General features: G+C 72.7%; 22 protein-coding genes. 14 read left to right on the top strand and 8 right to left on the bottom strand.

The window, feature by feature from the left end:
* Positions 1 to 6: 6 nt before the first annotated feature.
* From NZH93_RS21395 to NZH93_RS21385, 3 genes are all read right to left on the bottom strand, one after another.
* A complete protein-coding gene (locus NZH93_RS21395; protein WP_259624929.1) occupies positions 7 to 972 on the bottom strand; it encodes a hypothetical protein in 966 nt (321 codons plus the stop codon).
* A complete protein-coding gene (locus NZH93_RS21390; protein WP_259624928.1) occupies positions 969 to 1,466 on the bottom strand; it encodes a SigE family RNA polymerase sigma factor in 498 nt (165 codons plus the stop codon). Before NZH93_RS21390 ends, NZH93_RS21395 begins: the two co-directional genes overlap by 4 nt.
* A 77-nt stretch (positions 1,467 to 1,543) precedes the next feature.
* The gene (locus NZH93_RS21385) at positions 1,544 to 2,548 is read right to left on the bottom strand and encodes an aldo/keto reductase (protein WP_259625167.1); all 1,005 of its coding nucleotides are present in this window, start codon (positions 2,546 to 2,548) and stop codon (positions 1,544 to 1,546) included.
* A gap of 49 nt (positions 2,549 to 2,597) precedes the next feature.
* Between NZH93_RS21385 and pdxR the strand changes: the two genes are divergently transcribed.
* Both pdxR and NZH93_RS21375 read left to right on the top strand, forming a co-directional pair.
* Positions 2,598 to 3,983, top strand: coding sequence for a MocR-like pyridoxine biosynthesis transcription factor PdxR (gene pdxR / locus NZH93_RS21380; protein ID WP_259624927.1), 1,386 nt, complete (start codon positions 2,598 to 2,600; stop codon positions 3,981 to 3,983).
* 79 nt (positions 3,984 to 4,062) lie between these two features.
* Positions 4,063 to 5,211, top strand: a complete 1,149-nt coding sequence (locus NZH93_RS21375) for an NAD(P)/FAD-dependent oxidoreductase (protein ID WP_259624926.1) — start codon at positions 4,063 to 4,065, stop codon at positions 5,209 to 5,211.
* A gap of 90 nt (positions 5,212 to 5,301) precedes the next feature.
* On the opposite strand, the gene NZH93_RS51280 is transcribed toward NZH93_RS21375, so the two are convergent.
* Positions 5,302 to 6,249: a cold-shock protein gene (locus NZH93_RS51280; protein WP_443742655.1), complete on the bottom strand. Its 948-nt coding sequence runs from the start codon at positions 6,247 to 6,249 to the stop codon at positions 5,302 to 5,304.
* Between the two features lie 186 nt (positions 6,250 to 6,435).
* Positions 6,436 to 7,077 (bottom strand): TetR/AcrR family transcriptional regulator C-terminal domain-containing protein, encoded by a 642-nt coding sequence (locus NZH93_RS21355; protein ID WP_259624925.1) that lies wholly within the window; start codon positions 7,075 to 7,077, stop codon positions 6,436 to 6,438.
* A gap of 85 nt (positions 7,078 to 7,162) precedes the next feature.
* Here NZH93_RS21355 and NZH93_RS21350 point away from each other — a divergent pair, with 85 nt between their 5' ends.
* Both NZH93_RS21350 and NZH93_RS21345 read left to right on the top strand, forming a co-directional pair.
* Positions 7,163 to 7,654, top strand: coding sequence for an ester cyclase (locus NZH93_RS21350; protein ID WP_259624924.1), 492 nt, complete (start codon positions 7,163 to 7,165; stop codon positions 7,652 to 7,654).
* On the top strand, positions 7,651 to 8,739 hold the full coding sequence (locus NZH93_RS21345; protein WP_259624923.1) for an MBL fold metallo-hydrolase: 1,089 nt from the start codon (positions 7,651 to 7,653) through the stop codon (positions 8,737 to 8,739). The genes NZH93_RS21350 and NZH93_RS21345 overlap by 4 nt, the downstream gene beginning before the upstream one ends.
* 42 nt (positions 8,740 to 8,781) lie before the next feature.
* On the opposite strand, the gene NZH93_RS21340 is transcribed toward NZH93_RS21345, so the two are convergent.
* Positions 8,782 to 9,345: a hypothetical protein gene (locus NZH93_RS21340; RefSeq protein WP_259624922.1), complete on the bottom strand. Its 564-nt coding sequence runs from the start codon at positions 9,343 to 9,345 to the stop codon at positions 8,782 to 8,784.
* A 227-nt stretch (positions 9,346 to 9,572) separates the two neighbouring features.
* Here NZH93_RS21340 and NZH93_RS21335 point away from each other — a divergent pair, with 227 nt between their 5' ends.
* Positions 9,573 to 11,096: a family 43 glycosylhydrolase gene (locus NZH93_RS21335; RefSeq protein ID WP_259624921.1), complete on the top strand. Its 1,524-nt coding sequence runs from the start codon at positions 9,573 to 9,575 to the stop codon at positions 11,094 to 11,096.
* A gap of 16 nt (positions 11,097 to 11,112) precedes the next feature.
* On the opposite strand, the gene NZH93_RS21330 is transcribed toward NZH93_RS21335, so the two are convergent.
* Positions 11,113 to 12,027 carry an RICIN domain-containing protein gene (locus tag NZH93_RS21330; RefSeq protein WP_259624920.1) on the bottom strand — a complete coding sequence of 305 codons (915 nt, stop codon included), beginning with the start codon at positions 12,025 to 12,027 and terminating at the stop codon, positions 11,113 to 11,115.
* 701 nt (positions 12,028 to 12,728) lie between these two features.
* Between NZH93_RS21330 and NZH93_RS21325 the strand changes: the two genes are divergently transcribed.
* From NZH93_RS21325 to NZH93_RS21290, 8 genes are all read left to right on the top strand, one after another.
* On the top strand, positions 12,729 to 14,261 hold the full coding sequence (locus NZH93_RS21325; protein ID WP_276023874.1) for a discoidin domain-containing protein: 1,533 nt from the start codon (positions 12,729 to 12,731) through the stop codon (positions 14,259 to 14,261).
* A 9-nt stretch (positions 14,262 to 14,270) separates the two neighbouring features.
* Complete coding sequence (locus NZH93_RS21320) at positions 14,271 to 15,500, top strand: MFS transporter (RefSeq protein ID WP_259624918.1); 1,230 nt, start codon at positions 14,271 to 14,273, stop codon at positions 15,498 to 15,500.
* Positions 15,497 to 16,444, top strand: a complete 948-nt coding sequence (locus NZH93_RS21315) for a WD40 repeat domain-containing protein (RefSeq protein ID WP_259624917.1) — start codon at positions 15,497 to 15,499, stop codon at positions 16,442 to 16,444. Before NZH93_RS21320 ends, NZH93_RS21315 begins: the two co-directional genes overlap by 4 nt.
* 132 nt (positions 16,445 to 16,576) lie before the next feature.
* Positions 16,577 to 18,166, top strand: coding sequence for an ABC transporter substrate-binding protein (locus NZH93_RS21310; protein WP_259624916.1), 1,590 nt, complete (start codon positions 16,577 to 16,579; stop codon positions 18,164 to 18,166).
* Entirely contained in the window at positions 18,133 to 19,161 is a 1,029-nt protein-coding gene (locus tag NZH93_RS21305) for an ABC transporter permease (protein WP_259624915.1), read from the top strand. The genes NZH93_RS21310 and NZH93_RS21305 overlap by 34 nt, the downstream gene beginning before the upstream one ends.
* On the top strand, positions 19,154 to 20,041 hold the full coding sequence (locus NZH93_RS21300) for an ABC transporter permease (RefSeq protein WP_259624914.1): 888 nt from the start codon (positions 19,154 to 19,156) through the stop codon (positions 20,039 to 20,041). The genes NZH93_RS21305 and NZH93_RS21300 overlap by 8 nt, the downstream gene beginning before the upstream one ends.
* Positions 20,035 to 20,979: an ABC transporter ATP-binding protein gene (locus tag NZH93_RS21295; RefSeq protein WP_259624913.1), complete on the top strand. Its 945-nt coding sequence runs from the start codon at positions 20,035 to 20,037 to the stop codon at positions 20,977 to 20,979. The genes NZH93_RS21300 and NZH93_RS21295 overlap by 7 nt, the downstream gene beginning before the upstream one ends.
* Positions 20,961 to 21,641, top strand: a complete 681-nt coding sequence (locus NZH93_RS21290) for an ABC transporter ATP-binding protein (RefSeq protein WP_259624912.1) — start codon at positions 20,961 to 20,963, stop codon at positions 21,639 to 21,641. The genes NZH93_RS21295 and NZH93_RS21290 overlap by 19 nt, the downstream gene beginning before the upstream one ends.
* On the opposite strand, the gene NZH93_RS21285 is transcribed toward NZH93_RS21290, so the two are convergent.
* Positions 21,616 to 22,431 (bottom strand): class I SAM-dependent methyltransferase, encoded by an 816-nt coding sequence (locus NZH93_RS21285; RefSeq protein WP_259624911.1) that lies wholly within the window; start codon positions 22,429 to 22,431, stop codon positions 21,616 to 21,618. The genes NZH93_RS21290 and NZH93_RS21285 overlap by 26 nt on opposite strands.
* A 62-nt stretch (positions 22,432 to 22,493) precedes the next feature.
* On the opposite strand from NZH93_RS21285, the gene NZH93_RS21280 reads away from it, so the two are divergent.
* A complete protein-coding gene (locus NZH93_RS21280; RefSeq protein WP_259624910.1) occupies positions 22,494 to 23,084 on the top strand; it encodes a TetR family transcriptional regulator in 591 nt (196 codons plus the stop codon).
* Positions 23,085 to 23,086 lie beyond the last annotated feature (2 nt).

Raw genomic sequence — 23,086 nt, 5'->3', positions numbered from 1 at the left:
AAAGCGTCAGTACTCGCCGAGCCAGACCCGCCAGTCACCGGAGAGGCGTTCCGGGATCACCGTGATCCGCACGGGGTCCCCGGCCGCCACCGCGATCCCGTGGACCCGGCCCCAGTCCTTGGACGACATGCTCTGGGTCCCGGCGATCCCGTAGTCCCAACTGAAGAAGTCCGTGACCAGGACGTCGTTGACCAGCACGCGAACCCTTCCGGGAGTGTTCACCTGGGCGTGCAGGAACCGTTCGCCGGGCCACGCGATGGAGAATTCCCGCGGCGAGTCGGGATCGGCCGGGTCGGCGGACACCACGAAGGTCGGGTCGGTAAGCGGCGGGGGCATCTCCGCCAGGGTCTCGGGACGTGGCGGGAACGGGTACCGGTCCACCGGGACCGCCTCGCCCACGGCGATCCCGAACGCCCCGCTGCTCGGTCTCGGCATCGTGACCGGTGACGACGGCCTGGAGTGGTCCACGGCCTCGTCGCCGACGGTCAGCGTCACCACGACGGGTTTCCCGACCTCGGCCCCCCGCGTCCCCCAGTCCGAGGACCCCGAAGCGGTGCCGCAACCGCCTGCCAGTACCTCGTCGCCGTCGATCACGAGCTTCATGGGCAGGTCGACCCCCTGCCCGATGTCGCACCTGACGAACACCTTGAAGTCCAGCGACTTCGGCACGAACCTCAGCACGACGCTCGACGACGGCAGTTCGGCCCACGCCTGGGCGGCGAGCCTGGTGCCCGCCTGGTACTCCGGGAAGCTCCGCTCGGGCGTCGCGGGCTCCGACGACCGCTCCGCGCGCGGGACCACCGCGTACACCACGCCCACCAGCGCGAGGACGACGCAGGCCGCGGCTCCCACCGCGCGGCGGCGCCTGCTCGCCGCCACCCTGGCGCGCACCCCGGCCAGCCGGGCGGTCACCTGCGCGTCCGCTCGCGGGGCGTGGTCGCGCAGCACCTCGGTGAGGTCGCTCAGGTTCATCGCCAAACCCCTTCCGCGGCGAACGTGTCGTCCAGGCGCAGCTTGGCGAGCGCCCGGCTCACCTGGCTCTTGACCGTGCCGACGGAGCAGCCCATCAGCTCGGCCGTCTGCGCCTCGGTCAGGTCCTCGTAGAACCGCAGCACCAGCACCGCGCGCTGCTTGCGCGGCAACCGGCCCAGCGCCTGCCACAGCCACTCGCGGTCGCCCACGACGTCCTGCGGCGCCCCGCTCGGCCGGTCCGGCAGCCGTTCGGTGGGTTCCTCACCGCGCCACCGCCTCCGCCACCACGTGGCGTGGGTGTTGACGATGATCCGCCGCACGTACGGCTCCGGGTCGCCGTCGACCCGGCCCCACGCCCGCCACGCGCGCGCCAACGCGGTCTGGAGGAGGTCCTCCGCGTGCCCCTCGTCCCTGGTGAGCAGGAACGCCGTGCGCAGCAGCCGCGGCGACGCGGTCGCCACGAACTCCTCGAACCCCTCGGGTATGTCCCCCACAGCACGGCCCTTCGCTCATCCGACACACCGGGTACCGGTCGGGGCGCGGGAAAGGTTGCCTGGCGGGCGAAATCGTTTCAGGCTCCCGCCGCCTCCAGCGACGCGAGGTGCTCGGCGCCCAGTTCCACGTCCAGCGCGGGCCGGAAGGCCTCGAACTGCTCCCACGTCCGGGTGCCGACGATCGGAACCACCGCGGGCGTCCGCTGGTGCAGCAGCCACGCCAGCGCGACCTGGTTGCCGGTCACCCCGAGGTCGGCCGCGACCTTCCCGACCACCGCGAGCCGGGCCTCCGAGTCCGGTCCGGAGTAGGCCGACCACATCCGGTGGGCCGCCCGCCGGTCCGGGTCGTCGTAGATGCCCTGGAGGATCGGCGAGTAGGCGACCAGGGACAGGTCGTCGTGCGCGGTCAGGTAGTCCAGCAGTTCGGGCCCGGCGATGCCCGCCCGGTCCGTGCGCGGCGCGGGCCGCAGGTAGGAGTGCTGCTGCTGCACCGCGACCGGGGCCGTCCAGCCGTGGCGGTCGGCGAGCTGCCGGATCCGCTCCAGCCGCCACGTCCGCACGTTGCTCCACCCGATGTGGCGGGCCTTGCCCGCGCGGACGATCCCGTCGAGCGCTTCGAGGGTCTCCTCCAGCGGTGTGGCCGGGTCGTCGACGTGGACGTAGTACAGGTCGACGTGGTCGGTGCCGAGCCTGCGCAGGCTCGCGTCGACGCCCCGGCGGACGACGTCCGCGCCCGTCCCCTCGAACAGCTTCGACGCGACGTCCCAGTCCGCCCTGCCGTCGACGAGCGCGGCGGGCACGTCGGTGACGATCCCGCCGACCTTCGTGGCGAGGAAGACGTCGTCGCGGGTGCCGCGGTCGGCCATCCAGCGGCCGAGCAGCTCCTCGCTCTCCCCGCCCGCGCTGCCCGCGTGCCACCACGAGTAGCAGTTCGCCGTGTCGAGGAAGTCGCCACCGGCCCCCAGGAACGCGTCGAGCATCCGGTAGGAGGTCGGTTGGTCGGTGTAGGTGCCCATCAGCATGCAGCCCAGCGCCACCTGGCTGACGGTGGTCCCGGTGCGGCCGAGTTCGGTTCGCTTCATCACGCGACCACGGTAGGACGGGATCGGTCTGGTGCTACGGTCCGTTTCCGTGCCGGAATCGCAGACCAATCTGAGCTGGGACGTGCTGCTGGACCTGTCCGGGCCGGACGTCGGGCCGCGGCACGAACGGCTGGCCAGGGCGTTGCGGGCGGCCGTGCGCGACGGGGTGCTGCCGGTCGGGACGGCGTTGCCGCCGAGCCGCAAGCTGGCCGCGGACCTGGCCTGCTCGCGGTGGCTGGTGACGCAGGCGTACGCGCAACTGGTGGCCGAGGGCTACCTGGAGGCGCGGACCGGGGCGGCCACCCGCGTGCTGTGGTCGCCGTCGCGGGAACGCCCGTCCCGCCCGGCGTCGGCCGCGACCACGACCGTCCCCCGCCACGACCTGGCGCCGGGTCTGCCGGACCTGCGGGCGTTCCCCAGGCGCCGCTGGGCCGAGGCGCTGCGGGAGGTCCTGACCACCGCGCCCCACACCGAGTTCGGCCTCCCGCCCCGCGGCGGGCACCCGCGGCTGCGGGCGGTGCTGGCCGAGTACCTGCGGCGCTGCCGGGGCGCGTCGACCACCCCGCCGGACGTCACCGTGTGCTCCGGTGTCACCGAGGGCGTGACGCGGGTGTGCCGTGCGCTGGCCGCAGCCGGGTTCACGTCGGTCGCCGTCGAGGACCCGAGCTGGGGCCGCACGCGCGACGCGGTGGCGGCGGCCGGGCTGACCGCGGTCCCGGTGCCCGTCGACGAGGACGGCGTGCGGGTGGACCGGCTGGGAGGGACGCGCGCGGTGGTCGTGACGCCCGCGCACCAGTTCCCCACCGGCACGGTGCTCGCCCCGGCCCGCCGCGCGGCGCTGGTCGCGTGGGCCCGCGACGTCGACGGCCTCGTCCTGGAGGACGACTACGACGCCGACTTCCGCTACGACCGCCGTCCGGTCGGCACAGTCCAGGGCATGGCGCCCGCGCACGTGGCGCTGTTCGGGTCGGTCAGCAAGACCCTGAGCCCGGCGCTGGGCATCGGCTGGTACGTCCTGCCTCCGACCTGGGCCGACGCGGTCCGCGCCGCGAACCCGGCCGCCTCGACACCTCCGGTGGTCGACCAGCTCGCGCTCGCCGCGTTCGTGGAGCGGGGCGGCTACGACCGCCACCTGCGCGCGGTCCGGTCCCGCTACCGCGCCCGCCGCGACGCGCTGGTCGCCGCGCTGGCCACCCACCTGCCGGATTCGCGGATCACCGGCGTCGCCGCGGGCCTGCACCTGCTGCTGCACCTGGGCGGTTCCCCGGACACCGGGGCCTTAGTGCGGCGAGCCGCGGCCGAAGGCCTGAACCTGGTCGACCTGGACACCTACCGGACCGAGCCGTCCGGCGACCCGACCCTCGTCCTGGGCTACGGCAACCTGGCCGACCACGCCGTGGTCCCGGCCGTCGCCCTCCTCGCCTCCCTGCTGTGACGCCGGTCACCTGGCGTCACATCCGCTTGGTCCCACCTCGTCTGGTGGTCGTCGGAGCGGGCGAGAAGGGACGAAGGACATGCGCAGGATCGTGGTTCTCGGAGCGGGGTACGCGGGGATGGTGGCGACGGTGAGCCTGGCGGCCCGCACGAAGCGGCGTGGCGACGTGCGGATCACGCTGGTCAACGCGGCCGAGCGGTTCACCGAACGGCTGCGGCTGCACCAGACGGCGAGCGGGCAGCGGACGCGCGAGGTGCGGATCCCGGACGTGCTGGAGGGCACCGGGGTCGAGTTCGTGCGCGGCTGGGTCACCGCGGTCGACGCGGAGGCGCGCACCGTGCGCGTGGACGACGAACGGGTGCTGGAGTACGACACGCTGGTCTACGCGCTGGGAGGGGTGTCCGACACGGCCGCCGTCCCCGGAGCCGAGGACCACGTGCACACCCTGGACAGCGCCCACGACGCCGAACTGTTCGCCGCACGGCTGACGGGCGGCACGGTCGCGGTGTGCGGCAGCGGGCTGACCGGCGTGGAGGCGGCGACCGAGATCGCCGAGCAGCACCCGGAGCTGGACGTCGTGCTGATCGGCCGGGACGAGCCGGGCGCGGCGCTGGGCCCGAGGGCCAGGGCGCACCTGGCCGCCGCGTTGGCCCGGCTCGGCGTGCGCGTCCGGAGCGGGGTCGAGGTCGTGAAGGTGCTGCCGGACTCGGTGGTGTTCGCCGACGGCGGTAGCGAGGCCGCCGACGTGGTGCTGTGGGCGGCCGGGGTGCGGGCGGCTCCGCTCGCCGCCGCGGCCGGGCTGGAGGTGGACGACCTCGGCCGCGTCGTCACCGACTCCGCGCTGCGGTCCGTGACACGTCCGGAGGTGTACGCCATCGGCGACGCCGCGGCGGTCGGGCAGCCGTTCGGCGTCCTGCACGGCACCTGCCAGAGCGGGATGCCCACGGCCGTGCACGCCGCCACGTCGATCGCGCGGGAGCTGGACGGCAAGCGGCCCAAGGGCTTCCGGTTCGGCTACTACAGCAAGGCGGTGAGCCTCGGCCGCCACGACGCCGTGATCCAGTACACCCGGCCGGACGGCGGCCCCCGGCGGATCTCGATCACCGGCAGGCCCGCCGCCTGGTACAAGGAGGTGGTGAACGCGGGGGTCGTCCAGGTCTTCGGGCTGCTGAGGAGCGTGCCGAGCGCGGGCGCGTGGTGGCCGCGCGGCGGCAGGTACACGCGGTGAGCGACCTCGACGAGTCATCAAGATCGAGCTCTGCGACCAGGTCCGACGCATCCATTCACTCGTCGGGGACACATCGGTGGGGCCGCCTCTTCAGAGGCGTTCGACGCGGTCGGCCTGCGGGCCCCGATCGCTCTGACGCACCGCGTACCGGACCCGGTCACCCTTCATCAGCGGCTCCGACCCCATGATCACGGACACGTGGGCGAAGAGATCGTCGCCGCCCGCGTCCGGGGTGATGAAGCCGAAGCCGCGGTCGCCGTCGTAGCGCGCGACGACGCCCTCGCCGCCTCGTACGGGCACGTCCCGCGCGGCCGACCCTGCGGCCGCGGCAGGTGCCGACCGCCGCGGCGCCGTCTGAGGCTCGGCGCCCCGGACCAGGTGCACGTCGCGGGCCTGCGGGCCCTTGTCCCCACTGGCCACCTCGTAGGCGACGCGGTCGCCCTCCGCGAGCCACGTCAGCCCCTCGGCCAGGGCCCGTACGTGGACGAAGATGTCCCCGGCGCCGGAGTCGGGGTTGATGAAGCCGAAGCCCTTGTCCTCGTCGTACCAGGCCACCGTGCCGTCGGCACCGTCCGAGGTACCAGCCGCGGCGGGTGAGCCTGCCCCTGCTCCCAGCGGGATCACGTGCCCGGCCTGCGGGCCGCGCTCGCCTTCGACGAGCAGGAAGGCCACCCGCTGCCCCTCGGTGACCACGCCGCCGGTCACGATGGCGGAGCTGTGCACGAAGACGTCGGCGCCGCCGCCGTCCGGCGACGCGAAGCCGTACCCCTTGCCCGGCTCGTACCAGTTGACGGTGCCGAGCAGGCCCACGGCGCTGCCGGTGGCCGCATCGGCGGTGACGCGAACGCGCAGCGCCTGGGGCCCGCGGTCGTTCTCGCCGACCTCGAACACGACGGCCTGCCCCTCGCGGAGCACCTTCGCGCCGCCGTCCCCGACGATCTCGGAGGCGTGCACGAACACGTCCGGCGAGCCGTCCTCGGGCGCGAGGAAGCCGAAACCCCGTTCGGCGTCGAACCAACGGACGGTCCCTTGCGGCATCAATGGCTCCAGGTCGAGAGGGCGGGCACTGGCCCCCAGTCTCTCTGACGGACTTCCGGTCCCCACAAGCGGGCGGTGCGGAGCCAGGGGCGGGCCGTTGGTTCACCTGGCGACACGCCGAGTTTTGAGAGCAGGGCCTGATCACCACCGTCCACGACGTGGCCAACCCGGACGAGCCGGGGTCCGTCACCGCGCGGACGGTCCACCCGCCGCGCCGACCGCCCGCAGGGCGAGCGCGTCGAGCACCAGGTCGAGGCCGAAGCGGTACTCGGCCTCGTGGTGGCACACGGCGAGGTGGCGGGCGGCCTCGGCGACGCGGGGCAGGCCGGTCGCGACCAGCGCGGGCTCGCGGGTCTCGTCCGGCGGCCCCGAGCCGATCTCGCGGAGCAGGGTGCCGATCACGTAGGCGAGCAGGGTGCGCGACGCGTGCACCGCCTGCTCGGGGTCGAACCCCGCCCTGGCCAGGACGTCCAGCGCCGCCTCGGTCACCGGCACGGCCGGGTAGCCGAGCTGGCGGGCCAGGCTCAGCGACGCGGTGCGCGGGTGGGCCAGCGCCGCCGCGCGGAAGGCGTCCGCCAGCGCGCGGGCGTCGACCCGCCAGTCCGCCGTCGGCGGGGGCAGGGCGACGTCCGCGAAGACGACCTCGGCGATGGCGTCGAGCACGTCGTCCTTGTTGGCGACGTGGTTGTAGAGCGACATCGCCTCGACGCCGAGTTCCGCGGCCAGCTTGCGCATGCTCAGCGCTTCCACGCCGTGCAGCTCCACCAGCGCCAACGCGCTCGCGACGACCCGGTCGCGGCTCAGCGGTTCACGGCGTCTCGGGGTCATCGGCGCGTCTCCACGTTGACAAGCTTACGCCGTAAGTGGAATCCTGACCGCACTTACAGCGTAAGTAACCGAGGAGTTGGGACCCGTGCTCACCGATACCCTGCGCGCGACGCGCGAGAAGATCGTCCTGGACCACTTCCACGACGAGGTCGCCCAGCAGTGGGACGACGTCCTGTCGACGTTCCCGCACCCCCGCTACGAGGTGATCGCCACCGGCGTCGTGCACGACGGCAACGCGGCGGTCCGCGGCTACTACGCGGACACGCGCACCGCATTTCCCGACCAGCACCACGAGATGATCCAGCTCCGGCACAGCGACGACGCCGTGATCTGCGAGTTCTACCTGCTCGGCACGCACCTCGGGCCGTTCGGCTCGGTCCCGGCGACCGGCAGCAAGTTCAAGGTGCGCATGACGGCGTACTTCATCTTCGAGGACGAGACCCTGGTCTGCGAGCGGATCTACTTCGACGTGCTGACCATGCTCAAGCAGCTACTCGGCGGCCTGGACTTCAAGAAGCCCAAGAACTGGCTGCTCGTGGTGAAGGCCCTCCTCGGCGCGCGCAAGGAGCTGAAGTGACGCTGCCCGAGGCCTCCGACCTGTCCGCGTTCGGCACCCCGCTCGACACCTTCGCCGGCCTGTCCGCCGTCGGAGGCGGGTTCGGCGCGAAGCTCGACTGGATCCGCACCAGGGCCGACGACTTCCGCCGCGACTTCTCCTCCAGCGGCACGCCGGACAGCATCACGACGTGCGACCTGGTCACGCTCCCCTACCCGACGAAGTTCGGCCTGTTCCGCGCCGCGCTCACGCCCGCCCCGTTCCTGACGATCACCAACCGGATGCTGGTGATCCGCTGGACCGAGACCGACGGCCGGGTCAGGACGCTGCTGTTCGAGCCGAGCGACGTGGAGCTGGGCCGCAACACCCCGTACTTCGCCGCGCTGGCGCGCAAGACCCCGGCCGTGCTCGAACGGCTGCTGGTCGCGACGAACCCGTCCGTCGGCGACCACCTGGCCAGGCTGGGCGTCCGCCCCGAGGACGTCGACTACCTGGTGTTCGACCACCTCCACACGCAGGACCTGAGGCGCTGGGTCGGCACCACCACCGACCAGCCGGACCTCGGTGGCCGCGTGACGCCGTTCTTCCCCAACGCCAAGCTGGTCGTGCAGCGCGACGAGATCGCCGGGATGCGGTCGCTCCACCCGTTGCAGCGCCCGTGGTACCAGGCCGAGCACTTCACCGACCTGCGCTCCGAAGCGATCCTCGCGGTCGACGGCGGTGTCCTCATCGGCCCCGGCGTCGCCGTGGTCCCCACGCCCGGCCACGTGTTCGGCAACCAGACCCTCCTGCTCAACACCAGCACGGGGATCTGGGCCAGCAGCGAGAACGCCATCGCCACCGAGTGCCTGACGCCGGAGCACAGCAAGCTCCCCGGCGTGCGCCGGTGGGCCAAGGACTGGCAGCAGGAGGTGGTGCTGAACGCGAACAGCCTGGAGACCACCGCGGACCAGTACAACTCGCTGATCCTGGAGAAGTCCGTCGTGGACCGCTCCCAGTCGGACTCGCGCTTCCTCCAGTTCTTCCCGTCCAGCGAGCTGACCGCGCACTGGATCAGCCCCGGCACCCGCCCCACCTTCGTCCACCGCGCCATCAGCCACGGCTGACGCCGGGCCGCCCCTCGGCGGCCCGGCTGTTCGCGCACCGGGTCAGAACCCCTGGTTGCAACTCGGCACGTTGGGGTTGATGTCCAGGTCGGCCGTGCGGACGAAGCCCGCGAACGTGTTGCGCGGCACGTAGACGAGCAACGAGTTGGGCTGGCCCGGCTCCAGGTGGCAGAAGGCGCGGAGCTGCTCGCCGACCCGGAGGTCGCCGCCGAAGTTCACGCACCCGCCTCCGGAGCAGGACCACAGGTTGGTCCTGACCTTCGTCCGCGCGAAGGAACCGGAAAGGGCACCGCACCGCGAGGGGTTCAGGACGTTGTTCGTGAAGTTCGCGACAGGAATGTAACCGCCGCGGCCGTAGACGGGGTTGGTGTAAGTGAGGTTGAACCCGCCGTTGGGGTGGGAGCAGTACGTGTCGACGGGCTGGTCGCGCGGCACGGTCTGCGCGTCCCGTGCGCAGACCGAGACCTCGCAGGCCTGCGTGACCGACCGGACGTCCAACGACTGCTTCGTCTTCGCCGACGCCGTGCCCGCCACGAACACCGTTCCCGCCAGTGCGAGCAGGAAGGCCGTGCCGAGCAGCCCGACGCGCCTGAACGATTGACGCATGTCTTCTCCTCTTCGAGAAGGGTGGCTGTGTTGCCTGCGCAAGTATCGGCAGCCGTCTTCATCGAATCGGCATCGTCGCGTTCATCGCGCCGACGGGTGGGTCCGCCACCAGGACTTCCTGACCGCGCAACGGTGTCGGGGGCTCCCCAAAGGCCGGGAACACCGTCGCGTTGTCCACCAGGACAACCTATGGACACCGCGCCGGATCACGTGGTGGGATCGACGGCATGGATTTACAACGTTGCAAATCCTGGCGGCGCAGCCGTTCGGCCAGGATCACCACCCTTGCCCTGACCGCGTTGTTGATCGGCGGCGGCCTCGTCCCCTCGGCAGGCGCCGCGCCCGCGATCCCCGACTACTCCACCTCCGAGGCGGGCAACCCGTTCGTCGACGGCTGGTACGCGGACCCCGACGTCGCCATCTACGGCGGCGCGTACTGGGTGTACCCGACGTCGTCGCGGCCCTACGGTGAGCAGACCTACCTGGACGCCTTCTCCTCCACCGACCTCGTCCACTGGACCAAGCACAGCAACATCCTGACCACCGCGAGCGTCTCCTGGGCGAACCGGGCGGTGTGGGCGCCCGCGCCGATCGAGCGCGACGGGAAGTACTTCCTGTACTTCGGCGCCAACGACATCCAGAGCAACTCCGAGTCCGGTGGCATCGGGGTGGCCGTGGCGGACCGGCCGGAGGGCCCGTACGTCGACGCGATCGGCGCGCCGCTGGTGGGCCAGTTCGTCAACGGCGCCCAGCCGATCGACCAGGACGTGTTCATCGACTCCGACGGGCAGGCCTACCTGTACTACGGCGGCTGGGGACACGCGAACGTGGCGAAGCTCAACCGCGACATGAAGAGCCTCGGGAAGTTCGACGACGGGACCACGTTCAAGGAGATCACCCCCGCGAACTACACCGAGGGGCCCCAGATGTTCAAGCGGGGCGGCAAGTACTACCTGATGTGGTCCGAGGACGGCTGGACCGGCCCGAACTACGCGGTGTCCTACGCGATCTCCGACTCGCCGCTCGGGCCGTTCGCCAAGGTCGACAGGGTGTTGGCGCAGGACTCGGCGGTGGCGCGGGGCTCGGGGCACAACTCCGTGATCAACGTCCCCGGCACGGACATCTGGTACATCCTCTACCACCGCCGTCCGCTGAGCCGCTCGGGAGCGAACGACCGGCAGCTCGCCTACGACCGGATGACGTTCGCCGCCGACGGCAAGATCCAGCCGGTGACGATGAAGGTGCACGACGACTTCGGCGACGACAACGCCATCGGGTGGGCGACCTACGGCGGCGCGTGGTCCGCGGCGGGCGGCCGGTACACCGCGACGTCGTCGTACGGCGGGAAAGCGCTGCTGGACACCAACTTCGCGAACTTCGTCCAGGACGTGGACGTCACGCCCGCGTCCGCGTCCGGTGACGCCGGGGTCGTGTTCCGCGCGACCCAGCCCGCGGTCGGCACGGACTCCTACCGCGGCTACTACGCGGGGGTGAGCGGAGCGGGTCGGGTGGTGCTCGGCAAGGCGGCGAACAACTGGACGCCGCTGGCGTCCGCGTCGATGACGATCAGGCCGGGCACGCGCTACCACCTGCGGGTGGAAGCGGTCGGGTCGTCGATCAAGGTGTTCGTGAACGACATGACCACCCCGAAGATCAGCGTGACGGACACGAGCTACACCAGCGGGGCCAACGGTGTGCGCGTGTTCGCGACCGGAGCCGCGTTCGACGACTTCGCCGTGGCGAAGAAGTAGGCGTCGCCGGACGGTGTCAGTCGCGCGCGTCGAGGTCGACCAGGAACTCCTGGTCGACCTCGACCGCGCACGGCTGCCGGAGCGCCTCGGCGCCCGCCTCCACGTGGTTCCCGTTCAGCCCCAGGCACCGGTCGCCGGACGGGGTGCGCAGCCGGTAGCGCTGGTCGGCGACGCGCTCGACGCGGAACACCTGGTCGCCGTCGCCCTCGACGCAGTCCTCCCGCGGTTCGACCATGTCCTTGGCGGGCCCCGAGGTCATGACGGTGAGGCAGCCCATGACGTGCTCGACGGGGTGCTCCCACTTGACGGTGACGACGTCCTCGCCCGCCGACTGCATGAACACCCGTGGCCCGCCGGGTTCGGCGCAGGGGCGGAGCGCCGCGACGGCCGACTGGTAGCGGCCTGCGCGGTCACGGCCCTCGGTCAAGCACAGCTCCTCCGCGCCCGCGGCACGGATCCGGACCCAACTGCCCGCCGAGGGCAGGAACAGGACCTCGGGCGAGGTCCGGTCGGTGGGGACGTCGCCCGCGGGCTCCGTGCGCGGCCACAGCGCCACCGCCACGACCAGCAGCACGACCACGACCGCCACCGCACCGAGGACCACCGGCGTGCGACGTCGTGGAGCGGGGTCTTCGGCGGGAGGCTCCCGCACCTCGTCGAGGACCAGGCGTTCACGCGCGCTCGACCACTCCGCCAGGTGCTGACCGTCGCCGCAGGCCCGCACGAACGCGGCCAGCAGTTCCGACCGGGGAAGCCCGTCCCGGCGCAGCATGTCCGCGACCGTGCTCCGGGGCAGCACGGAACCCTGTTCGGCGGCCCGTTCTTCCAACTGGCGCAGGGTGAATCCCGAATTCCGCTTCAGCGAGCGCAGCAGGGCGGAGAACTCCGCGACGTCCCGCGCTGATTCCGGCAGGACGCGGTCACGGGTCACGAAAACCATCATGGTCGACCACCGGCCACGGGGTCATCGACCGTTCGGCGTCTGTCCGGACATCCGGACAGCCGCCCTCTGACCACGGCGGACAGGACGGCGCGGTCCGGGACGCGCCAACCGCTTGGTGGCGCTCCCGCGGCCTTGTCAAGGTGGGTCGGCGCGGCTCGAACGGCCGCGATCCGGAAGACGAACAACCTCTCGTCCGCATCGGGGAACCGGTCGCGGCGGGCATCGGTGAGGCAGTCCTCGACGTTCGCCGTGCCCGCCCGACTTCGCGGACGTCCTACGACGAAGGGGGCTTCCACCCGCGGACCTCAGCCGCGGGTGGGGTGCGGTGTCGTGCCGCACAGCTCGGCCGAGCTGTGCGGCGTTGCGGGAACTCAGGCGACAACGGCGACGGCGGCGTTCAGGCGACATCGGCCGTCCGGCGTTGCGGCGTTCAGGTGACGCGGGCGGTGGGCAGGCCCACTCGCGGTGGCGCGGTGCGCTCGACCGGTGGACTTCGGTGGTGACTGGATCGTTCAACCGACTTCCGCCGCTTGCCCAGCGGAGAAACGCGACACTAGAGTCTGTTAGGAAAGTTTCCTAACTATCTCTGCCTCGTTCCCGCCGCGCCAGGCTCGAAGGAGCGCCACGTGCACCCACCACCACGTCGAACCCTGTCCAGGGTCGCGGCCGTCACCGCGACGGCCCTGGCACTGTCCTCGGCCGTCGCCGTCCCGGCCAACGCGGCCGATGTCCTTCTCTCCCAAGGGAAACCGGTCGTGGCGTCCACCACGGAGAGCAGCTCGCTCGGTGGTGACAAGGCGGTCGACGGCGTCGGCACCACCCGCTGGGCCAGCGCCGTCAGCGCCGATCCGCAGTGGCTGCGCGTGGACCTGGGCCAACCGTCCACGGTGAACAGGGTCAAGCTGACCTGGGAAGCCGCCTACGCCAAAAAGTACCGGCTGGAGGTCTCCGACGACGGCGTCACCTTCACCACGGTCGCCACCGTCGACAACGGCGACGGCAAGACCGACGACCTGTCGGGCCTGTCCGGGCACGGGCGGTACCTGCGCGTCGTCGGCACCACCCGCGCCACGAAGTACGGCTACTCCCTCTGGGAGGTCCAGGCGTACGGCACCGCGGACTCCACGGGTGACACCCAGGCCCCGAGCACTCCCACCGGGCTGGCGGCGGGGACGACCACGGCGAGCAGCGTCGCGCTGACGTGGTCGCCGTCGACCGACAACGTCGGCGTGACCGGCTACGACGTCCTGCGCGGCGGGCAGGTGGTCGCGACCAGCGCGACGACCTCGTTCAACGACACCGGTCTCACCGCGGACACGGACTACGCCTACGCCGTCCGCGCCCGCGACGCCGCCGGGAACACCTCCGCGGTGGGCACGGCCGTCACCGCCCGGACGAAACCGGGTGGCGGCGGGTCCTTCGTGCTGGCCGCGGCGGGCGACATCGCCGACCGGTGCACCGCGAGCGACTCGAACTGCGTGCACCCGAAGACCGCGAAGCTCGTCGAGGCGATCAACCCGGCGGCCGTGATCACCATGGGCGACAACCAGTACGACGACGCCCACCTCTCAGACTTCCGGAACTACTACGACAAGACGTGGGGGAAGTTCAAGGGCATCACCCACCCCGTCCCCGGCAACCACGAGACCTACGACGACACGCCGTTCAAGGGCTACCGGGACTACTTCGGCCCGATCGCCACCCCTCAGGGCAAGAACTACTACTCGTGGGAGATGGGGAACTGGCACTTCATCGCCCTGGACTCCAACGACTTCACCACGCACGACTTCGCGGAGCCCGCGCAGGTCGCCTGGCTGAAGCAGGACCTCGCCGCGAACACCAAGGGCTGCGTGGCCGCGTACTACCACCACCCGAGGTTCAGCTCCGGTGACCACGGTGACAACCCGGACAGCGCCGCGCTATGGCAGGTCCTGGTCGACAACAAGGTGGACCTGGTGCTCAACGGCCACGACCACCACTACGAGCGGTTCGTGCCGCAGAACGCGGCGGGCAGGGCCGACGCGAACGGCCCGGTGCAGATCCTCGGCGGCATGGGCGGGGCACCGCTCTACGACGTGCACGCGGCGCACCCGACCACGGCGAAGCTGTTGCAGGCGTTCGGCGTGGTCAAGCTGTCGATGACGGACACCTCGTTCTCGACGCAGCTCATCGGCCTCGACCGGGCCGTGCTGGACAGCAGCCCGACCTACACCTGCCACTAGGGGGCGAGCATGTACATCGCGGCAAGCCGTTCTCCCGACCTCACGACCACCGACCCGCGCGCACTGCCCCGGCGCGTGCCCGCGAACGTGGTGGCGCTCGGCGTGGTCAGCCTCGTCACCGACGTCTCGTCGGAGATGGTCACCGCCGTGCTCCCGCTGTACCTGGTGCTGGGCCTCGGCCTGAACCCGTTGCAGTTCGGGCTGCTCGACGGGCTCTACACGGGCGCCACCGCCGTCGTCCGCGTCCTCGGCGGGCACCTGGCGGACCGGTGGGGACGCCTCAAGGCGGTCGCCGGGTTCGGGTACGGCTTGTCCGCGGTGTGCAAGCTCGGCCTGCTGGCGGCGGGCTCCTCGGTGGCGGCCATCGGCGTCGTGCTCGCCGCCGACCGCACCGGGAAGGGCCTGCGCACCGGGCCGCGCGACGCGCTGATCTCGTTGAGCAGCGATCCCGCCGCGCTCGGCCGGTCGTTCGGCGTGCACCGGGCGCTGGACACGGTCGGCGCGCTGCTCGGCCCTGTGGCCGCGATGGGCGTGCTGGCCGTCAGCCTCGGCAGCTACCCGTCGGTGTTCGTCACCAGCTTCTGCGTCGCGGCGGTCGGGGTGCTGCTGCTGGTCCTGTTCGTGCGGGACCGGCCGGGGGCCGTCGACCGAGTGGCGGTGTCGTCGCGGGCCGCGCTGGACCTGTTGCGGCGCCGCGACTTCCGCCGGGTCACGCTCTGGGCGGCGGCGCTCGGGCTGGTCACGGTCGGGGACGCGTTCCTCTACCTGGTGCTGCAACGGCGCTGGGACGTCCCCGTGGCGTACTTCCCGCTCCTGCCGCTGGGCACGGCCGCGGTCTACCTGCTGCTGGCCGTGCCGGTCGGCAGGCTCGCCGACCGGGTCGGCCGTTGGCCGGTGTTCCTCGGCGGGCACGCCGCGCTCGGCGTGGCTCTGGTCGTCGTGTGCGGTCCCACGGCCGGGCCGGGGCTCGCCGTGCTGGCGCTCGCGCTGCACGGCGTGTTCTACGCGGCCACGGACGGCGTCCTGATGGCGGCGGCCGGACCGATGGTCCCGCCGGAGCTGAGGTCCACCGGCTTCGCCGTCGTCCAAACAGGACAGGCGGTGGCCCGGATGTCGTCGTCCATCCTCTTCGGACTGGCGTGGACGCTCTGGGGGCTCCGCCCCGCGGTGTTCGCCGCCGCGGGGCTGCTCGCGGTCGTCGTTCTCGCCGCCGCGGTCGCCAGGCCGGTGCGCCCATGAGGCGGCTGTTGTTCGCACTGCTCGGATCGGTGCTGCTGATCGGCGCCGCGGTCGCCTTCACGGTGCAGGCGCGCCAAAGCGTCGCCCAGGACGGACCGGCCGCCGAGCAGCTCACGCTGGAACCGGGCCAACTCCTGTTCCGCGACACCGGCACCGGCCGCGTCAGCTCGGTGTCGCCGACCGACCCCGGCGGCGCCCGCCGGTCGAGTGCCCTGGTGTGCGACCGGTTCGCCGCGGCCCGGCGGACCGCGGTGTGCCTGGCCGCCCGCCCCGGCGCGCTGCCCGCCGTCACGGACGTGCTGGTGCTGGACTCGACGCTCGCCGTGCGCCACCGGGAGGCCCTGCCGGGCACCCCGAGCCGGGCACGGGTGTCCCCGGACGGGAAGGTCGTCGCCTGGACGCTGTTCGTCACCGGCGACTCCTACGCGGCGACGGGCTTCTCGACCAGGGCCGGGCTGTACGAGGTCGAGACCGGGAGGCTCGTCAAGACGATCGAGGAGCTCCCGGTGTTCACCGCCGACCGCCGCTACTTCGCCGCGGACGTGAACTACTGGGGCATCACCTTCGCCGCCGACGGCAACCGCTTCTACGCCACCCTCGGCAGCCGGGGCACGACCCGCCTGGTCGAGGCGGACTACGGGCGCTACCAGGGGAAGGTGCTCCGCGAGAACGTCGAGTGCCCGTCGCTGTCGCCGGACGGCACGCGGGTCGCGTTCAAGAAGGAGGTGTCCGACGGCGTCTGGCGGCTGGCCGTCCTCGACCTGGCGAGCATGGTGGAGACCGAACTGGCCGAGTCGCGGAGCGTCGACGACCAGGCGCTGTGGCAGGACGGCTCGACCATCCTGTACGGACTCGACGACGGCGTGTGGTCGGTCCCTGCCGACGGCACCGGCGGCCCGCGCCTGCTGGTCGAGAACGCCGCGTCCCCCGCGGTCACGGGCTGACCGGAACGAGGACGAGGGGACAGCGCTGAACGCTCCCCCGCTATTCACCGGGCTGCCCCACGGAGGCCTTCTTGTTGCCAGCAATTTGCTGTTAGCATCAGCCGGCAACAGTGGACCACCACGTACGGGGGGATGCGCGTGCGCCATGGGCCGAAGATCGTTCTCGCGGCGGTGGGGCTGCTGGTCGTCGGGTGCACCTCGCCGGACGGCGGTGGGGGCTCGGCGCGGACCGGCGAGTCCATCGTCATCGGCGCGGGCAGCGAGCCGGAGAACCTGAACCCGATCCTCGGGTACGCGCCCGACGGGGCGGCCAAGGTCTTCGACGGGCTGGTCGCGCGGGACGCGAAGCTCCAGCTCGTGCCCGCGCTGGCCGAGCAGGTGCCCACGGCGTCGGCCGACGGTCTCGTGTGGACGGCGAAGCTGCGCGAGGGCACCAGGTTCTCCGACGGGACAACGCTGTCCGCCCAGGACGTCGTGTTCACGTTCAAGTCCGTGCTCGACCCTGGAACCAACTCCACGATCGCTTCACGGCTGGACGCGCTCGCCGACGTGACCGCTCCCGACGACCGGACGGTGGAGTTCCGGCTGCGCCACCCGTACGCGCCGTTCGCGCAGCAACTGGCGCTGGGTGTCGTGCCGCGCAAGGCGTTCGACGGGGTCGACGTGAACTCGGCGCCGTTCAACTCCGCGCCGATCGGGACCGGCCCGTACACGGTCGCCGAGTGGCGCAAGGGCGACCGGATGGTGTTGAAGGCCAACGAGTCCTACTGGGGCGGGGCGCCCGCGGTGAAGACCGTGACCGTCGTGTTCGTCGCCGACGACAACGCGCGGGCCACGCGGATGGCGGCGGGCGAGTTCGACGGCACGGTGCTGCCGCCCAAGCTCGCCAACGCCTACCGGGACAGGGACGGCTACCGACTGGTGCGCAACCCGTCGGCGGACTACCGCGGTCTCGGCCTCCCGTCCGAGCTGCCGCTCACGTCCGACCCGCGGGTGCGGCTGGCGATCAACCTCGGCGTCGACCGGCAGGCGATGATCGACACCGTGCTCGCGGGGGCCGGGAAGCCCGCGGCCACACCGATCTCGCCCCACCTCGCCGACTGGTACGAGCAGGGCGCGGTGTTCCGGCACGACCCCGCCGAAGCGGCGCGGCTGCTGGACGAGGCCGGGTGGCGGGCGGGCGCGGACGGCAAGCGGTCCCGCGACGGCCAGGCCGCACGGCTGCCGGTGCTGTACCCGGCGCCCGACGTGCTGCGCAAGGAACTGGCGCTGGCGACCGCGAGCGACATCGCGCGGCTCGGCATCGACGCGCCGGTCGAGGCGACGACGTTCGAGGTGATGCTCCAGCGGCAGCGGGAGGCCGCGAGCGTCTGGGGCGGCGGCGACCCGTACGACCCGGACACCGCCGCGTACACGCTGCTGCACTCCCGCTACGCGGGCCAGTCCGGCTACGTGAACATGTCGCTGTACCGCAACCCCACCGTCGACGCGGCGCTGGACACCGGCCGCCGCAGCCTCGACACCGCCACCCGCAAGCAGGCCTACGCGGACTTCCAGCGGGCCTACACCGCCGATCCCGGCTGGGTGTTCCTGGTGTTCCTCGACCACACCTACGTCCTGCGGGACCGGTGGACCGGCCAGGAGCAGCAGGTCGAGCCGCACGACCACGGCCTGGTGCACGCGGTCTGGTGGAACCTCGAACGCTGGACGCCCAAGCCGTGACGGCTCCCGCGCGGCGGCGTCGGGGCCGGGCGATCGGGCTGCTCGCACTGCGGCGCCTGGGTTTCGCCGTCCCGGTGCTGCTGCTGGTGAGCTTCGCGCTGTTCGCCCTCGCCAAGGCCTCGCCGTTCGACCCGATCGAGCGGTACTTCGGGGTGCGGATCATCGGCGCGAGCCCCGAGCGGATCGCGCGGATCCGGGAGAACTGGGGCGTCGACCGACCGGTGGTCGAGCAGTACCTCGCGTGGCTGCGGCACGCCGTCGCAGGCGACTTCGGCGACTCGCTCTCGTTGCGGCAGCCCGTTTCGGAGGTGATCGGCGACCGCATGGGGTGGACGGTCCTGCTCGTCTCGGCGGGGTTCGCGCTGGCGCTGCTGCTCGGCCTGCTGCTGGGCACGGTGGCGGCGTGGTTCGCGGGCGGGTGGCTGGACCGGGCGATCACGGCCACCTCCTACACCCTCGAGGCCGCACCGGTGTTCTGGCTGGGGCTGGCCGCGCTGTACGTGTTCGCGCTCCAGCTCCGCTGGCTGCCCGGCGGCGGCCTCACCGACGCCGGGGAGGCGTTGGGCGTCGGGCAGGTCGCGACGCACATCGTGCTGCCCATGTCCGTGTTGGCGATCTCGCAGGCGCCGTGGTTCGTGCTGTTCGTGCGGCAGAACCTGCTGGAGTCGTTCAGCCAGGACCACGTGGTCGGCGCCCGTTCGCGCGGGCTGTCGGACCGCCGGGTCGTGCTCGGCCACGCGCTGCGCACCTCGCTGCTGCCGTTCCTCACGCTGGTCGGCGCCCGCCTGCCCGAGCTGATCACCGGCGCGCTGCTGGTGGAGACCGTGTTCTCCTGGCCCGGCATCGCCAGGGCCACCGTCGACGCCGCCCTCAACGTGGACTTTGCCCTGATGGGTGCGCTCACCGTGCTGGCGACGGCCGTCGTGCTGCTGGGCAACCTGATCGCCGACGTCCTGTACGCGCTCGCCGATCCGAGGGTGGGTCTCGATGGGTGACCAGCGGACGTGGCGGCCGGTCCCCCGCTCCCGGATCGCCGCCGCGAGCACCCGGCTCCCGCCGCGGTGGCGGCTGATCCCGTCGGCCGTCGTCCTCGGCGTGGTCGTGCTCGCGGTGCTGGTGGTGCCGCTGGTGGTCGACCTCGACCAGCAGCTCGTCGACCTGGCGTCGGCCAACCGCCCACCCGACGCGGCGCACCCGTTCGGCACCGACGAACTCGGCCGCGACGTGCTGCTGCGGTGCGTCTACGCCCTGCGCGTGTCGCTGACCGTGGGGCTGGTGGCCGCGCTGGTGTCGTCCGCCGTCGGCACGGCGGTCGGCGCGCTCGCGGGCTCGGTCGGCGGCTGGGTGGACCGGCTGCTCATGCGGCTGGTCGACGCGGTCGCGTCCGTGCCGCACCTGCTGCTGGGCATCGTGATCGTCGCGATCCTGCGGCCCAGCCTGACCGCCGTCATCATCTCCATCGGGCTCACGCACTGGCTGACGTCCGCCCGGATCGTGCGGTCGGAGGTGCTCTCGCTGCGGAGCCGCCCGTTCGTGGACGCCGCGATCGTCGGCGGCTCGTCGCGCGGGCGGATCCTCGTGCGGCACCTGCTGCCGAACGTGACGCCGCAGGTGCTGCTGTCCACCACGCTGATGATCCCGCACGCCGTGTGGCACGAGACCGCGCTGTCGTTCCTCGGTCTCGGCCTGCCGCCGCACGAGGCCAGCGTCGGCAACATGATCAACGACGCCCAGCGGTCGCTGCTCACCGGCGGCTGGTGGATGTCCCTCGCGCCCGGTCTGGCGCTGATCGTCGTCACACTGGCCATCTCCGGACTCAGCGGCGTCTGGCGAGACCGGCTCAACCCCCGACGCCGCTCGGAGCTGACGTGGTGACCGAACTGGCCGTCGACCACGTGTCGGTGCGCTTCGACCTGCCCGGCGCCACGGTCGCGGCGGTCGCCGACGTGTCGCTGCGGCTGCGGCCCGGCCAGTGCCTGGCGCTGGTCGGCGAGAGCGGCTGCGGCAAGACCGTGCTGGCCAGCGCGCTGCTCGGGTTCCTGCCGGGCAACGCCCAGGTGTCCGGCAGCGCCACCCTGAGCGACGACCGCGGCCCGACGCTCGACCTGCTCAGCGCGACCGACCAGCAGCTCGCGACGAGCGTGCGGGGGCGGCGGATCGGTCTCATCCCGCAGAGTCCGGCCTCCCACCTCACCCCGGTCCGCACGGCCCGCGCGCAGCTCGAGGAGGTCGTCCGCGCGCACCACCCCGCCGAGCCGGACCCGCGGGGGCGCGCGAACGGCGTGGCCGCCCGTGCCGGCCTGAGCCCTGCGGACCTCGACCACTACCCGCACGAGCTGTCCGGCGGGATGGCCCAGCGCGTCGCCACCGCGCTCGCGCTGGTCGGGGACCCGTGGCTGCTCATCGCCGACGAGCCGACGACCGGCCTGGACCACCACCTCGTGGAGGGGCTGCTGGAGGAGTTCCGCAGGCTCGTCGCCGACGGGCACGCCGTCCTGCTGATCACCCACGACCTGGCGGCCGCGCAGCGCGTCGCCGACCGGATCGCCGTCATGTACGCCGGGAGGCTGATCGAGATCGGGCCGCCGAGCACCGTGCTCGACGCGCCCGGCCACCCGTACACCCGCGGCCTCGGCGACGCGCTGCCGGACCGCGCGTTCACCGCCGTGCCGGGGATGCCGCCGCTGCTCACCGACCTGCCGCCGGGGTGCTCGTTCGCGCCGCGCTGCGACCGGGTCGGGCCCGAGTGCGCCGAACTCCCGACGCTGGCCGCCGACGCCGAGCACGCCGTCGCGTGCCACCGCCCGTGCTGACCGGGCTGCGCGCGGAGGCGGTCGTCGCGGGCTACGACCCCCGCCGCCCGGTGCTCGACCGGGTCGACCTGACCGTGCCGCCGGGGCGGACCGTCGGGCTGGCCGGGCCGAGCGGCAGCGGGAAGTCGACGCTGGCGCGGGTGCTCGGGCTGCTGCACGCGCCCTTCTCGGGAACGGTCCACCTGGACGGCGAGCCCGTGACCGGGTACCGGCACCGGACGCCGCACGCGCAGCGCGTCCGGATCGGGGTGCTGTTCCAGCAGCCGAGGCTGTCCGTCGACCCGCGGCTGACGCTGCGCGCGGCGATCACCGAACCGCTGCTCGCCACCCGCGCGCCCCGGCAGGCCGAGCGCGTGGCCGAGCTGGCCGACCTGGTGATGCTCACGCCGGACCTGCTCTCCCGGCGCGCGCACGAGGTCAGCGACGGCCAGCTCCAGCGCGCCTGCCTGGCGAGGACCCTCGCGCTGAGCCCGGACTACCTGGTCTGCGACGAGATGACGACCATGCTGGACGCGTCCACCACGGCCGCGCTCGTCGGCCTCATCCGCGACTACCAGGGCCGCACCGGCGCGGGCGTGCTGGCCATCTCCCACGACGCGGTCCTGCTGCGCCGCTGGGCGGACGACACGGTCCACCTCACCCCGGACGGGGTCCTAGCCTGACGGCGGTCACCGCGACGGCGGTGTAGGCCATGGTGAAACCGCCGCCCGCGGCGTCGACGGCCTCACCGATGCCCGCGAGGATCTTCGCCAGCGCGTCGGGCGGGAAGCGGGTGTGGGCCCCGGTCGTGGGGAGTTCGTCGAGCCACTCGTCCCTGGTGTACGCGCGTTCCCAGGCGTAGCTCGTCAGCTCGGGTTCGGCGAAGGCTCCCGAGTCGCGCAGCGCTTCGGTCGCCTTGGCGCTCAGGATCGAGTACCCGCCGGGGTCGGTGCTCGCCCAGCGGGCGGCCAGCGAGTCGGGCACCACGCGGCGGTACACCTCGGCGAAGGCCGCGCCCAGCTCCGGCGGCGGTTGGCCCACGTTCCAGAACACGGCCAGCAGGCCGCCGGGGCGCAGCACCTCGGCCGCCTTCGCGGCCCCGGCGACCGGGTCGATCCAGTGCCAGGTCTGGCCGGACACCACGGCGTCGAAGGTGCGGCCCGCCGCGTTCCAGGTCTCGAACGCCGACACGTCCACGTCGAGGTGCCGTCGGGCGAACTCGGCCATCCGGGGGTCCACCTCCACCCCGGACACGGTGCACCCCGCGGCCTGGAACTGGCGGGCCGCGATGCCGGTGCCGGTGCCGACGTCCAGCACGTCGGGGCCGGGCGCGGCGGCCACGACCGCGTGGACGAGAGCCTCGGGGTAACGGGGGCGGGCGCGGTCGTAGCGCTCGGGGTCGATGCCGAACGACTCGGCGACCTCACGGGCCTGGTGGGCCTCTCGGCGATCTTCGGGCGGTAGAGTGGGCATGTGCCCAGTAATAGTGGGCAAGCGCCCACTCGTCAACAGGGCGCAGTGAGGAGCGAAGCACCGTGCCGACCGGGGTGGCCCTGCGCGACGTGCGCGAGCAGCTCTTCGACGCCGCCGACCGCGTCCTGCTCCGGGACGGGCCCGCGGCGCTGACCAGCCGCGCGGTCACGGCGGAGGCGGGGGTCTCGAAGGGGGTCGTGCACCGGCACTTCCCGGACTTCGACGCGTTCCTCGCCGAGTTCGTGCTGGACCGGGTCGACCGGATGGACGCGCGGGCCGCCGCGCTGCGCGAGTCGGCGGGGACGGGCACGGTCGTCGACAACCTGACCGACGCGCTGACCGCCGTGTTCGGCTCGGTGGCCGTGGCGGTCGTCGCCCTGATCACCTTCCGCGACGACCTGCGCGCCCGGTTGCGCGAGACGTGGCCCGTCGGCGTCCCGGTGCTGACCGACGCCGCCTCGATGATCGCCACCTACCTCGCCGCGGAGCGCGACCTGGGCAGGCTCACCGCGGACGCCGTCGTCGAAGGGCTGGCGCCCACGCTGATCGGGACCGGGCACCTGCTGTTCGCCGACCGGACGGGCCCGCCGCCGGATCGCGACGCCGTCCGGCGGATGGTCGACTCGGTGGTCGCGGGCTCCCTCCCCCGCTGACC

Origin of the sequence: Umezawaea endophytica, assembly GCF_025061645.1 — a bacterium.
In the GTDB taxonomy this organism is placed as follows: Bacteria; Actinomycetota; Actinomycetes; order Mycobacteriales; family Pseudonocardiaceae; genus Umezawaea; species Umezawaea endophytica.
This window is presented reverse-complemented; position numbering and strand designations above follow the sequence as displayed.